The 15514-nt window shown below is 32.9% G+C and carries 8 protein-coding genes; 3 read left to right on the top strand and 5 right to left on the bottom strand.

The window, feature by feature from the left end; genetic code table 11:
• Positions 1–50: 50 nt before the first annotated feature.
• The 3 genes from DK441_RS13095 (at position 51) to DK441_RS13085 (ending at position 6557) form a co-directional block, all read left to right on the top strand.
• Entirely contained in the window at positions 51–935 is an 885-nt protein-coding gene (locus DK441_RS13095; protein WP_109851127.1) for an ABC transporter ATP-binding protein, read from the top strand.
• The gene (locus DK441_RS13090; RefSeq protein WP_109851126.1) at positions 932–4534 is read left to right on the top strand and encodes a M1 family aminopeptidase; all 3603 of its coding nucleotides are present in this window, start codon (positions 932–934) and stop codon (positions 4532–4534) included. Before DK441_RS13095 ends, DK441_RS13090 begins: the two co-directional genes overlap by 4 nt.
• A gap of 505 nt (positions 4535–5039) precedes the next feature.
• Positions 5040–6557 (top strand): carboxypeptidase-like regulatory domain-containing protein, encoded by a 1518-nt coding sequence (locus DK441_RS13085; RefSeq protein WP_109851125.1) that lies wholly within the window; start codon positions 5040–5042, stop codon positions 6555–6557.
• A gap of 39 nt (positions 6558–6596) precedes the next feature.
• Here DK441_RS13085 and DK441_RS13080 read toward each other — a convergent pair whose 3' ends face one another.
• The 5 genes from DK441_RS13080 to DK441_RS13060 all read right to left on the bottom strand — a co-directional run bounded on the left by DK441_RS13080 (position 6597) and on the right by DK441_RS13060 (position 15494).
• Positions 6597–7082, bottom strand: coding sequence for a hypothetical protein (locus DK441_RS13080; RefSeq protein WP_109851124.1), 486 nt, complete (start codon positions 7080–7082; stop codon positions 6597–6599).
• A 143-nt stretch (positions 7083–7225) separates the two neighbouring features.
• Positions 7226–7888, bottom strand: a complete 663-nt coding sequence (locus DK441_RS13075; RefSeq protein ID WP_109851123.1) for an ABC transporter ATP-binding protein — start codon at positions 7886–7888, stop codon at positions 7226–7228.
• 263 nt (positions 7889–8151) lie between these two features.
• Positions 8152–10659, bottom strand: a complete 2508-nt coding sequence (locus DK441_RS13070) for an ABC transporter permease (RefSeq protein ID WP_109851122.1) — start codon at positions 10657–10659, stop codon at positions 8152–8154.
• 31 nt (positions 10660–10690) lie between these two features.
• Entirely contained in the window at positions 10691–13015 is a 2325-nt protein-coding gene (locus DK441_RS13065; RefSeq protein WP_200822851.1) for an ABC transporter permease, read from the bottom strand.
• Between the two features lie 73 nt (positions 13016–13088).
• Positions 13089–15494: an ABC transporter permease gene (locus tag DK441_RS13060; protein ID WP_109851120.1), complete on the bottom strand. Its 2406-nt coding sequence runs from the start codon at positions 15492–15494 to the stop codon at positions 13089–13091.
• Positions 15495–15514: the final 20 nt, after the last annotated feature.

Raw genomic sequence — 15514 nt, 5'->3', positions numbered from 1 at the left:
ATAGAACAGGATAGAAAGAGTTTAATAATTTAACTGGCAAATTTGTAAATATGCTTACCATAAAGAATCTTAATAAAACGTATCCCAATGGGACACAAGCATTAAATGATGTTAATCTCACTTTAGAGAAAGGAATGTTTGGCCTGTTAGGCCCCAATGGTGCAGGAAAATCAACATTAATGAGAACTATCGCTACATTGCAACTAGCCGATTCGGGAACTATTGATTTTGATGGAATTGATGTTTTTAAACAACCGGGGGAATTAAGAAAAGTATTAGGATATCTGCCTCAGGATTTTGGCGTTTACCCAAAGGTTTCTGCAGAAATGATGCTTAATCATATTGCAAAGGTAAAAGGTATTACCAATAACCAGGAACGTAAAGGTTATGTTGCAGATTTACTAAATAAAGTAAATCTATATAAGTTTAGAAATCGCAATCTCGGTGATTTTTCGGGAGGAATGAGACAGCGTTTTGGTATTGCTCAAGCCCTTTTAGGGAATCCAAAACTAATTATTGTTGATGAACCTACGGCGGGATTGGATCCCCTGGAGCGTAACCGTTTTCATAATCTATTAAGTGAGTTAGGTGAGAATGCTGTTGTTATTTTAAGTACGCATATTGTAGACGATGTAACCAACCTATGTCAAAATATGGCTGTATTTAATGAAGGTAAAATATTGGTACAAGGTAATCCACAAACATTGTCTGATACTCTAAATGGAAAAGTATACAGAAAACATATCGACAAATCTGAATTAGAGGCTTTTGAAAACGAATTTACTGTGCTATCGAATTACCTAAGAGGCGGGCAATTTTATGTAAACGTATATAGTGATGCTAATCCAGGAGAAGGATTTGAAGCGGTAAATAATGACTTAGAAGATTTCTATTTCTACTGTATTAACAGAAAAGAACAGGAGGCAACAATATGATAGAAATATTCTTATTCGAACTAAAATACCGTTTAAAACGACCTGCTACCTGGATATATGTTGCTCTGGGATTTACAATAGCCATTTTAATGTCTGTTTTTGAAAAATCGGTAACTGCTCAATTTGTCAATAGTCCCAATACAATAGCAGAGACCATGGGGCCTATATCGGTTATCTGTATTTTCTTTTATGCTGCGATTATGGGAGTTCCCATTTTTAGAGATAAGGATCATAAAACAGCGCAAACGTATTTTACGTTTCCGATTACTCAAAAATCTTATGTTTTAGGTCGGTTTTTGGGTAGCTATGCTATGGTTACTTTACTCAATCTATCTGTTGTATTAGGTACCATGATAGGGTTTGGCTTTGGTGAGTATCTGGCACGTGCCGATTACGGAAATTATACCGATTTTAACCTGTCGTCATACCTTTTTCCTTTTATATTCTTACTGCAAATCAACGCATTAGTAATTGGTTCTTTGTTTTTTTGCCTAATGGCCTTTTTTAAGAAAATGCCTATTATCTATCTAGGCGGAATTTGCTTGTTTTTATTATATAGTATTTCGGGAGATTTTGTATCTAGTCTCGACAACCAATGGTTAACACCTTATCTAGATCCTTTTGGAAACAGAGCTTTTACTTTTGTTAAGAAATACTGGTCAATTAATGAGTTGAATACAAACCAACTACCAATATATGGTAGCTTCTTATTAAATAGAATGTTCTGGTTAGCCATAGGCTTACTATTCTTTCTCATTACTCTTTTTAGATTCGACTATAAGAAATTTTTACTTTCTGGTAAAAAAGGAAATAAAATAGAAAACGGTGAGTATACACCTTCACTAATCACGTCTATAACCCAAGTTTTTACCAAAAAAACAGAGTGGAACAACCTTTTTTCTCTTAGTAAAATTGAATTTTTATCTATTTTTAAAAGTCCTGTTTTTATTATTCTAATGATTATAGGAGTCATCTTTTCTGTGTTCAGTATTTACAATCTTAATGAAACTTACGGAACTCCGAATTTACCATTAACCCGATATGTTGTAATGTATATCAATGGTGTTATCTCTTTTTTTTCTATTATAATACTGGTTATCTATTCGGGAGAAGCTGTTCACAGAACAAGAAAAAATAAGACCTTTGTTTTTTATGATGCCTTACCTATTAGTGATTCTAGTTTATATTTTTCAAAAATAATATCGCTTATTGGTATCGCTTTTGTTCTTACGATTGTAAATATCATCATTGGTATTTTCTTTCAAACTTTTAACGGGTATTTTCAGTATGATCTGGGGATGTATTTTATCTATAATTTTGCTTTGGTATTTCCTGGTTTTTTAATGACTATCTTACTTTCTTTCTTTGTACATGTACTGGTAAATAATAAGTTTTTAGGTCATTTTATAGTTATTATCATCTATTTTGGATTACCTCTTTTGGTAGCGCTTGCTTTTAAAAGTACCAATCCTATGTATATGTTTACTGGTACTACACCAATTTTTCTAAGTGATCTTAATGGTTTTGGCCATTATCTTACAGGAATCACCTGGTTAAATATGTATTGGATTCTATGTACTACGATCTTGATGATCATAGGAAAAGTATTCTGGACTCGAGGGTTTTTTGCTACGGCCAAAGAGCGGTTATTGTTGGCCAAACAAAGGTTCACCCCCAAAACCATTGGAGTATTTGTAGTTACCGTAATGGCTTTTATCGCAGTTGCCGGGTATAGTTACTATAATCTTAATGTACTTAACACAATGGTTGCCGGAAACCACTTGGAAAAAATCAATGCAGATGCCGAAAAAAAATATGAAAAGTATATTGGCCAGGCTCATCCGCAAGTAACCGATCTAAAAGCATATATCGATATTTTTCCTGAAGACCGTAATATAAAAGCCAAAGGAGATTTCAAAATCATAAACAATTATGATTCTCCTATAGACACCTTATTGCTAGAGGTTCAATACCCGGGTTCTCATACCAGCCTGAAAAAAGTGATTTATAATGGTAGTCCCCTCTCGCCTGTGGTTACAGATTCTGTATACAGGATGTATTTTTATAAGCTTCCTAAAGCAATGCAGCCTAATGAGAAAGCTAATCTTACCATAGAAGTATTTTCAGAAACCAAAGGTTTCACCAATCGTATGGAGACCGAAATATTGCATAATGGATCTTTTCTTAATAATACTATATTCCCGAGATTTCATTATGAGCGAAGCCTGGTCGAAAATGGAGTGCGTGTAAAACACGGGTTAAAAAAACTCGATTATCTATACCCTCCTCGAACGGACAGTCTGGCATTAAAGAAAAATCTGTTTAATGAAGACGCCAATTACATTAATTTTGAAGCTATACTTAGTACGTCTGTAGATCAAACTGCTCTGGCTCCTGGTAAATTGGTAAAACAATGGCAAGAAAATAACAGAGCTTATTATCATTATGCCTTAGAATCAAAGACTGATCTGTTTTTTAATGTAGTATCTGCGAGATATGATGTAGAAAAATCCAGTTGGACTGCACCAAGTGGAAAAAAAGTGAATATCGAGATTTACCACTCTCCAAAACACAAACGCAACTTGGAGCATTTTATCAAAGGAGTTAAGATAGCTTTAGACTACTGCTCAACCAATTTTTATGAGTATCCCAACTCGGTAATCAGGATTGTAGAATTTCCTGCACATTCGACATTTGCGCAGTCTTTTGTAACGACTATCCCCTATTCTGAAGATTTTGGGTTTGCCGCTAATTTTGATAAATCCGAAGATTTTAATTATGCATTTAGAGTGACCACTCACGAGGTAGCACACCAATGGTGGGGTCACCTAGTCACTCCTAGTAAAACATCTGGTGCCAATATTATTTCTGAGACTTTGGCAGAATATTCCTCGCTTATGACCATGAAACATGAATATGGTGAAAACGGAATCAAAAACTTCCTTAAATATTCTTTAGATCGGTATTTACAAAGCAGAGCTTTTAGTTTTAAACCAGAACGATCTCTAATAAATGTAGAAACAGGGCCACATATCTGGTATGAAAAAGGGTCTATGGTGATGTATGAACTTCAGGATCTTCTTGGTGAAAACAACGTGAATGAAGCTCTTAAAGGTTTTCTTAATGAGTATAGAGAGTATGAAAAAGGAGTGTATCCTACTTCAGAAAATCTATATGATGCCATTTATAAAATAGCTCCAGATTCTTTAAAATACGCTGTAGAAGATGGGTTTACAAAAATAGTACTTTATGAAAATCGTGTTACTAGTGCTAAGACCAAAGCACTGGATAACGGTACGTATGAAACCACTTTTACAGTAGATTCAAAAAAAATCTATTATGATGATACGGGCAAAGAAGAACGTACCGATGATACTACTAATTACATCGAGATTGGATTATTTGGTGAAGATAGTGTTGACGAACAGGAAGTACCCCTTAAAACTCCGTATTATTTAGAACGAAAATGGCTACAACCTGGTGAAAATACATTTACTATTGTTACCGATAAAAAACCGATAAAAGCAGGCATTGATCCTTATAATAAATTAATCGACAGAAATTCTGGAGATAACTTAAGGCCTATAGAAGAAGAGTAATCTTAATCGATATGCCATTTAAAATCACGATCTGGAAGCGCTGTCTTGATCGTGATTTTTTTATTTGAGATCACCTATTGCTTTATATTTACATAAAAAAAATGATGCAGTATATACTGCATCATTTTTGTGTTTACTCCAAGTCCTCCCTTTGACTTTACAATTTTGACACCATAAATTTACGGTAAAACCGTAAGTTACACAAATTAAGTGCATTATTTTTTTAAGAAATATAGTATCCTGGATCTAAAGATGATTAATCTAACTCATAATTATACAAGCTTTTAGGGCAATACAACCCATATCGTCACTAGCCATATATTTAAATACTTAAAAAAATCACAATCAAGATACTAGTATCTTGATTGTGATTTTTTTAATTTGTAAATTCCTTTGTAACAAATGGTTCTTGTTTCAGTCTTCCTTTTGTTGGATGTATCAGGCAACTTTATACTCCAACATAGCGTCTTATATATAGGGACTTTATTGATCTAAATATCAAATTATGCACTATAATCAGGTAGTATCGGCTTTATTTTTATTCTTATCCATAGGTACTATGGTAACTGCTCAAACCATTACTTCTAAGGTAGTGGATAAAAAAACTAACGAGCCTATTCCCTATGCTACCATACAATTATCAGAAAATCAAGGAGTAATCACTAACGAAGAAGGAAGGTTTAGTCTAAATCTAAATGGTGATCTTGCCAAAATTGATTCTATCTACATCTCTTCAATGGGGTATGAAAAAGTAGGTGTATCCGTAAAGAATGTAACCGATAGTATCATTTATATCCAGCCCAAAGCAATAGAGTTAAAAGGTGTTTTTATTTCAAATAAAAATCTAACCGTAGACGAAATTATTGATAATGTTAAAGAACGAGTAGATCAAAATTATAATTTTGGGTTATCCAAAAGACGATTGTTTTTTAGAGAATCCGAGTTTAATACCGTAAAAAAGTTTGATGTCAAATTTAAAAAATCTACGATCAAAGAGCTTAATAAAAAATTGATCGATAGTGTAACCTCTATTCTTCCCAAAAGAGCAGAATATTATACCGAAATTTTATGTGATCTGTATGGTAATTTCGATAAGAGGAAACTTCACATTATAAAGGCCGCAGAACTCTACGATAAAAATAATAGGGTGTCTATGGAGGCTGTAGCCGAACGTATGGAAACTATATTTAAGAAAAATGTAAAACCTAATTCTTACCTTAAAATAAAATCTGGCCTCTTTGGCACCAAGGTACAAGTAGATTCTTTGCTAGAAAATACAGAAGAAGCGTCGGTTGTTAAAGATGAAATCGATAATCAAAAGAAAAAAGACGACAAGAGTGAATTTTTAAAACATCGAAAATCTGGATTAGAAAGTTTGATGTCAAGCCTTTTCTTTAACGAAGATGTGATGTCTAATTTTTTGAACAAATCAGGCAGATATAATTTCGAACTTATCGATTACACCTATATGGATGATAATAGTGTATATATTATTAATTTTTCGCCAAAATGGAGAGCAGATTTTAAAGGTACATTATATGTTAATACTGAAGATTTTGCTATTGTTAGAGCCGATTATGAAAATGTAAAAAACCTTAAAAGTTTTAAACTTCTGGGAGTTATGTTTCAGGATAATTTATATCGTAATAAAGTGATTTTTTCTAAAGGAAAAAACAACAAATACGACCTGAAATATCTTGAAATGCGTAGAGGAAATCGTTTTGGTTTTGACCGCCCTCTAAAAGTGATCGAAAAAAATAAACATGTAAAAGGAAGGCGTAAACAAAATGAGCTGTCTCTGGCACTCGATGTGATTATGGCAAATGTAAATAAGTTCGAGATTGTTGTTTTTGACTCTAGCCCATTATCCGAAGCTGATTACAAGGCCAGCACCGAAAATAAGAGTATTAAACCAGAATACCTATCCAGATACAATCCAGAATTCTGGAAAGGATACAACATCATAGAACCAAATTCTGCTATAAAACAATTTACAGTTGCTCCCGAAATAGATTCTGAGTGATATTTTAAAGCTATCTATTCATTTCTGAGGAGTAACTCCTTACTTAATATCAGTATTGTTCAGAGTCTCATTTTCTTGTTTATCCATATTTCTCAAAGAAATCAGCACTTGTTTGGCATTTTTATTTTCAAATGATAACAAGTGATGATTATTGATGATCAAATATTTTTCTAAGACCTTATCCTCATTTTCCATTTTTACTGTTACATAACTTGTCCTTTTTATCCTGAATGAACGTGGATTACCGATTTTTTCAAAAGAATACGTTTTTGAGGGTTTAAATTGTTTTTTTAATACCAGTTTGTCGTTTATGACCCGAGCATCACATGCATATATAAACTGACAAATAATCAGTGCTGTAATCCCTAAAACAAACGCTCCAAAAATTACCATTCCAATATCAAATTCTTTTTGCATAAATAAAAAAAACATGTAAGGGACACCTATTAAACACGCCAGAAGTTGTATGTAAATACCAAGAGTTGTCCAGTTCGATGATAATGTCATTTCTTTTTGCTCAGTCATAGTTTTTGATTATTCAGGTTTATTTGAAAACAAATGTAGACTGAAGGTATTCTTGAAAATACCCTACTTTCAGTGAAATCTTAAAGAATCAATCAGACTTCGCAGGTTTTTAAAACCTGCGAAGTCTGATTAAAACAAAATACTTACTCAATTTTACCATCTAATAAATTGATGACTCGAGAACCATATGCCATATTTTTTTCTGAGTGAGTTACTTGTATAATGGTTACCCCCTCTTTATTTAATTGCGTAAAAATTTCCATAATTTCTTCTCCTTGCTTAGAATTAAGATTCCCGGTAGGTTCATCTGCCAGGATTAATTTTGGACTAGCAATAAGTGCTCTGGCAACACCAACTAATTGTTGCTGTCCTCCACTTAACTGAGAAGGAAAAAGATCTTTTTTACCCACAATATTAAAGCGATCCAACATATCAGCCACCAAAGATTTTCTTTCTGACGCATTGTGTTTTTTATATAATAATGGCATCTCAAGATTTTCTTTTACCGTTAATTCATCGATCAGGTGATAGGCCTGAAACACAAATCCTATATATTCCTTATACAGATTAGCACGGTGTTTTTCTTTAAGTGAATGTACTTTTTCTTCCAGAAATGTATATTCTCCTTCATTAAAATCATCTAGCATCCCGATGATATTGAGCAAAGTAGATTTTCCTGAACCAGAGGGCCCCATAATTGAGATAAAATCTCCTTCGTTCACCCAAAAATTAATGTCTTTTAGTAAGAACACCTTCTGCCCTCCTGAGTGTACCCACTTTGATATATTTTTTAGTTGTAATAACATGTTTTATTTTTTTAGTTGTTTATGATATTTTAATCTGGATTTAAAATAGGATATCTAAAAAGTCCTGCTTTTCGTTTCTACAAAGTACAAAGTAATCTGTGTTTTTTAAGAATCAGGCGTTAGAATACTTTGCGCTGTCTATCATTACGTTTTATTGTTCTTTTTAGATACCCAGGTTTTAATTAGATTTATTTTTTAATTTTTAAAATAGTCCTTGCTCCAGACCTCACAGGTCTTTGAGACCTGTGAGGTCTGAAATAGTTTTATTCTGCCCTTAAATTTTTTACAGGATTTGTTGATGCTGCTTTAATGGTTTGAAAACTTACTGTTACCAATGTAATTACAAATGCGCTTATCGCTGCTACTATAAACACCCAACTATCTATTGGGGTTCTATACGCAAAATCTTTAAGCCACTCATCTACCAAAAAGTATGCGATAGGTGAAGCAAGAATAATAGAAATAAGAACCAGTTTTGTAAATTCTGAAGAGAACAAAAAAGCTAATTCTGATACCTTGGCACCCAGTACTTTTCTAATACTTAATTCTTTGATACGTTGCTCTGCCGTAAAAGCAGCCAGACCAAACAAGCCAAGACATGCTATAAGCAAAGCCATAATGGTAAATATACTAAGTATTACTCCCATTCTTTGTTCTGACACAAAAGTGTTTTCAAAATCCTGATCCATAAAACTATATTCAAATGGAACTGAAGGGTCTATTTGTGCAATATCATTTTTAACTTTATCAATCAATGTTTGAAGTTCACCAGGGTTTTTAACCACTGCAGGATTAAGTTTCATCGAATAATAAGATAAGCCTGCACCATAATCCCAAACCTTATCATTTTGATGATGAATGATGACCAATGGTGCTATTTCTTGTTGTACGCTATTAATATTAAAATCTTTAACTACGCCCATCACTTCAAATTCATCTTCACTTCCAGAAGCTAAAGCCAGTATTTTTCCTATAGGAGAATCTGCATTATAAGATTCTTGATTACCCCACCCTAGGGTTTTAACCGCTTTTTCATTTAATATCACTTTATATTTATCATTGGATCTTGACGAATCAAAATTTCTTCCGGCAACAAATTCTACTCCCAATACATCGAGATAATCTTCTTCTGTTCTTACATTTCTAAGTTGAACCACCTGGTCATTAGCACCCAGTGTTTTGTATCGATCTCCGGACCATATATTTGGTGGTAGTCCAAATGATTTTCCAACTTTTGAGAAAGCAGTATTTGACGAAAGCTTTGTCTTAAGTGCTTCAGTATCAAAACCGATTTGCTCAATATTATGAATTTGTAGAATATTATCTTTTTCGAATCCTAGATCTAACGAAGAAGTATATACCAATTGCTTTTGTACAAATAAGGTACAAATTACCAGAGCAATAGAAATAGTAAACTGAAAGACAACTAATCCATTTCTAATTCCTTTTCCTTTAAATTTTGTGCTTATTTTTCCCTTAAGGGTTTCTATAGGTTGAAACATTGAAAGGTAAAACGCAGGGTAGCTTCCAGAAATTAAACCTAATCCTAATACAAATAATAGCACAATTCCTAGAAATATTGGGTTTCCTAAATATGGAATCAGTTCGAGCTGTACATCTGCAATTGTACTAAATATGCCCAAAGAAAGTTGTACGAATATCAAGGCAAAAACAGTCCCTATCAAAACAAAGAGTGTAGATTCTATAACAAATTGTTTGATTAGTGCTTTTCGTTTGGATCCCAAAACTTTTCTCACTCCTATTTCTTTTGCTCTCTTTGATGATCTTGCGGTAGAGAGGTTCATGAAATTGATACTGGATAATATAAGTACCAGTACACCTATTGCTCCAAATATTTTAACAAACATTGGATTTCCAGTTGGTCCAAAGGAGTGAATGGCAGGAGCTTCAGATAAGTATATTTCTCTAAGAGGTTGCAGGTATAATGTCCAATCATGTCCTGCTGTAAATTCTTTAAATGTTTGATTAAAAATACGTTCTGTTGTAGGTGGCGCCCATTTTGGGGGAATAGCCTGAATTTTTTTGGTAAATGCAGCTATATCGGTTCCTTCTTTCACTAATCCATAGGTCGAAAATGCTGTCCAAATCCATTTCCAACCGTTCCTTTGCATCATTTCAGAATAACTTTTTAAGGAAACCAACATATCAAATTGAATATGCGATTTATAAGGAACATCGGCAAGTACTCCTTTTACAGTATAGGTTTTCCATGAGTTATCATAATCTTTTACTTCTACTGTTTTTCCTATTGGGTTTTCTGTACCAAAATAACGTTCTGCTGTTTTTTTTGTCATCACCATACTCATAGGTTCACTAAGTGCTGTATTAGAATCACCTTGTAAAAATTTAAAAGAAAACACGTCAAAAAAGTTTTCTTCGACAGCAAAATATTGCTCTTCGCTATATAAACTTGCCTCTTCGTTATGATTAGATTTTACAATCTGTGTACCGGTCCTTAAAAGTCTTGTTACTTCTTCAAACTCTGGGGCATCTTCTCGTAATGCAATAGCTACATTAGGTCCTGTATTAGAGGCTATTTCATTCCAATCGTCCCAAATATTAGGCTGATTAACTCTATAAATACGATCTGCCTTGTCATGAAAAGTATCATAAGTCATTTCACTATGGATATATAATCCAATAATAAAGCATGTTCCTATCCCAATACTAAGCCCAAGTATATTGAGAATAGTAAATTGTTTTTGTCGAAGAGCATTTCTCCATGCTATTTTGATATAATTTTTAAACATAACTTTTTGTTTTTTGATATTGTGATTCTCCTTATTCTTCTTTTAATCCATTTACAGGGTTTTTATTTGCCGCACCTATTGCTTGTGATCCAACAGTAAGCAAGGCAACAAATAAAGCCATACAACCAGCACCTATAAAATACCATCCTTTTAAAGGAATTCTATATGCAAAACCTGAAAGCCAATTACTCCCCAGTAGATATGCTACTGGGACTGCAATACCTATTGCTATCAAAACTAACTTTGTAAACTCCATAGATAACATCATAGTAATCTGGGAAGCGCTTTGTCCTAATACTTTTCTAACACTAATCTCTTTTCGTCTTCGCTCTGTCATATACCTAGCCAAACCAAACAGACCTAAACAGGAGATTAAAATGGCTAAACCAGCAAAATATTTTGATAAGGAAGCTACCCGTTGTTCTGCTGCATATTGCGCTTGAAAATCTGTATCTAAAAAATTATATTCAAATACATATCCAGGATTAAACTTAGCATAAGAATCTTTAAGTTTAGCTAAGGTTTCTTTTTCTGTTCCACCAGCAATTCGAACTACAAATTCTAAATTGGATCTATTATTATTTAATCTAAAAAACATAGGACGTACAACTTCTCGAAAAGATTGAAAGTGAAAATCATTTAAGATTCCAATAATACTATATTGCGTTGATCCGTAGCGTACCGTTTTTCCAATTGGATTTTTGATACCCATCATCTTTATGGCAGTTTCGTTAAATACTATTGCAGCACTGTCTGCGAGAAACTGTCTAGAAAATGATCTTCCTTCTTTAAGTTTCATATCCATTGTCTCTATAAAATCATGACCAATACGAAGTTCTTTAAAACGAGATCGACGCTCTTCTTCATTCCCTGTCCAAACTAATCCTCCGGTTGTATTAATATTTGTTCCTATGATATTTTGACTAGTCATGGCAGCATTGACTACGTTTGGGATCTCTTTTAATTCTTTTAAAAAAGCCTCTGCATTTTGTCTTAAATGGCCTTCTTGCTTAAAATAAACAACGTTATCCTTATCCATTCCTAGGTTTTTGGATTGTACATAAACCACTTGTTGAGAAACTAATAGGACTGCTATAATTAAAATAATCGATAATGAAAATTGAAATATCACTAAACCTTTTCTAACCCAAATTTCTCCCCATGAATTTTTTAATTGACCTCTTAAAATAGTTACTGGTTTAAAACGTGAAAGGTGTAATGCAGGATAACTTCCTGCCAATATTCCTGTAAAAAGAGCAATCAATAAGAATAAACCAAAAATCAAAGGGTCAAAACTTAAGGATAGTACTTTACCTGTAATTATATTAAATTGTGGGATAAAAAGAAATACTATTAAAAGTGCCAACAATAAAGAAATAAACGCAGTCATCACTGATTCTCCAAAATACTGTGTGATAAGTGTAGTTCTTTTGGACCCTAATGCCCTTTTAACTCCTATTTCTTTTAAACGCCTTGATGCATTTGCCGTAGAAAGATTCATAAAATTGATACAGGCTATGATCAAAATAAATAATGCAATACATGAAAACAGGTATACATAATTCATCCGTCCAGAAACTTGCTGTCCATTTTCAAAATTACCGTAGAGATAATTAGATGAATATTTGGTCATTATAAGGTCTGCTGTAACATCTTCGTCCTGTAGCTTTGAGAAGTTTTCTATTTTAGCAGCAAATTCTTCTACGTTTGTTCCTTCATTTAGTAAAATATACGTTATCGGATTATTATTAACCCAATCATTCTTTCCGCCATTATGTATAATTCCTTTTTTATAGGTAGCTAAGGGTAATATAAAATCGAATTGATTTGTTGAATTAGCAGGAATATCTTTAAAAACACCACTCACTTGATGTTTTTCTAACATGCCCATTGCATCCCATTCGATTACTTTTCCCACAACTCCATTTAGTGAACCAAAAAGTTGATTCGCCAGAGATTCTGAAATAACAATCGAATTCATCCCTTCAAGTACCTGATCTTTATCTCCTTCTATCAAAGGATAGGAAAATATATTGAAGTAGTCTTTACCTGCAAATACACCATCAGTCTTTATAACTTTGTTATTTACATGAAGTGGTACTTTAGCAAATTGTGCAGGTATTGTTTGAGATACTGCATATTTTACCTCGGGTAATTTATCAGCCATTGTTTCTGCCAAAATACTTGGAGTCCAATTAAAGATTCTAGGACCTTCGCGACTTTCAAACTTATTCCAAACCTGATACAGATATTTATCATTTTCATGAAATCTATCTACTTGAACCTCATCTAACACCCAAAGTGCAATCAAAAATACACAGGCCAATCCTGAAGACAACCCTATGATGTTAATCAAAAAAGTGCTTTTATACTTTTTGATATTTCTAAGAAAGAGTATAAGGTTATGTCTTAACATAGTAACTTTTTATTTATTCTGTTCTTAAACTTTTTATTGGATTAATTGATGCTGCTTTAATAATTTGAAAACTTACTGTTAATAAGGTTAATAGTAATGCTCCAATAATAGCAACACCATAAATCCACAATGAAATTTCCATTCGATAGTTATAATTTTGTAACCATTGTTCCATGAAATGATGGATAATAGGGATTCCTATCAAACAGGAAAGTAAAACAAGTACTATAGATCCGCTAGATAGGGCTTTCCAAATATTAAATTTAGAAGCACCTAATACTCTGCGAATACCTATTTGCTTAGTACGTCTTTCTACAGCAAAAGAAGTTAAACCAAATAAACCAAGACAACTTATTAAAATAGCCAATAGTGTAAAAACACTAGCCAGGTTTCCTAAACGTTGTTCAGATCTAAATTTGAGGTTATAATCTTGATTCACAAAACGGTAATCAAAATTTGCAGAAGGGATTACTTTTGCAAACACTCTTTTAATCTCAGTAATAGCAGTATTTATATCAATATCAGATTTTAATTTTATATGCATAAAATTGACATTGCTATAACTAATGTAATAAATAGCAGGACTAGTGGGTTTATAAGGTGATTCCATAACCATATTTTTGGCAACTGCTATGATTTTTAGAGGTTCACTTTTCCCATAGGTAATATAGGTTCCTACGGGTTTCTTCAATTTCATATATTTTACAGCTGCTTCATTAACAATAAGGGCTGACGAATCAGTAGGCATTTCTCTAGAGAAATCCCTTCCTTCTATTAACTTCCATCCTACGGTTTTTCCATAATCATGGGTTATGGCCATAAGACCAAACTCGTCTTCCATTTCTGGATCTTTCCCCGGCCAATTAAACCCTCCGCCTCTATTATATATAGCAGTCTGAGGAGAAAAAGATTGAGCGATTTCCTCAACTACTCCAGCATTTTTTAACTCATTACGAAGTAAATTGTATTTTCCAAAATAATCAGGATTGTTCATATTTAAGTATATAAGATCATTCCCATCATACCCAATAGGCCTGTCTTTGGTAAACTGGATCTGTTCAAATACAATAAAAGTACCTACAGCAAGCATAATCGATATACTGAACTGGAATATTACCAAAACTTTTCTTGGGGTTTCTGCATACTTACCCATTCTAAAGGTTCCTTTGATTACTTTTATAGGGTTAAAAGAAGAAAGAATAAAAGCTGGGTAGATTCCAGAAAAAAGACCTGTAAACACTGTAAAAAACAATACGATACTCCAAAACAGCGCATTATCCCAAGGTATACTCATGTCTTTTTGAGAAAGCTCATTGAACCATGGTAACGAAACCGATATCAATATTAATGCAAACAATAGTGCAATAAAAGATACTATAAGAGACTCAATCAAAAATTGATAGACAAGCTGGTTTTTTTTGGATCCCATTGTTTTTCGTACGCCTACTTCTTTAGCTCTCTTATCTGAACGAGCTGTACTAAGGCTTATAAAGTTAATACAGGCAAGTAATAAGACAAATATTGCGATATAAATAAAAAGCCAGACAAAAGTAATACGTCCTTTTGCAGGTATGCCTTGCTCAAACTCTGAATACAAATGCCATTTATTCATTGGGTATACAAATGGATAAAGGTTAGATTCTTTATAACTATCTACTAAATCATGCGGCCCATATTGGATATAAAAATTCTGTAAGTTTTTATTTACTTCCTCAATATCAACATCTGGCTTTAATTCTACATACATATTAAAATACCAACCATCCCATACATCTTTTACCCATTCAAATAATTTATCATTTGCTTCAAACAAATTCCAATTTGCAAAAAATTGTACATGACGAAATCTTGTGTTTTTTGGTAAATCTTCAAAGACACCTTTAACAACGGCGTCCATCTCATTATTAATCTTTATACTTTTTCCTATAGGATTTTCCTGACCAAAAATGGCTAATGCAGCAGATTCTGATAAAACAATGGCATTCAATTCATCCAAGCTGGCATTCGTTCCCTTTATCATTTGTAATGAAAACATTTCTATAGCACCACTCTCAATAAATGTTCCTGTTTTTGTAGAAATTTTTCCATCGTTAGAAAGAGTATGATCTTTGACCCAATCTGATCTTAAAACGTATTTGAAATATTCTGGGTATTTTTCTTTTAAGACACTCCCAAATGTATATAACACAGAAGGATCAGTATTAATTTCATTAGTTTCAAAATTCGTCGTGTTATGATAAATCTGTCCTATCCGATCATAATTTTTATGATACTGATTAAAAGTAAAATCATCCAATACCCATAAACCAATTATAATAACGACTGTCATTCCTAAAGCTAGTCCACCAATATTTATGAAAGAAAACCATCCGTTTCTTTTTAGATTTCTCCACGTAATTTTGAAATAGTTTCTAATCATGATTTTACTTTTTATATTAT

This window comes from Aquimarina sp. AU58, from assembly GCF_900312745.1.
Classification (GTDB): Bacteria; Bacteroidota; Bacteroidia; order Flavobacteriales; family Flavobacteriaceae; genus Aquimarina; species Aquimarina spinulae.
This window is presented reverse-complemented; position numbering and strand designations above follow the sequence as displayed.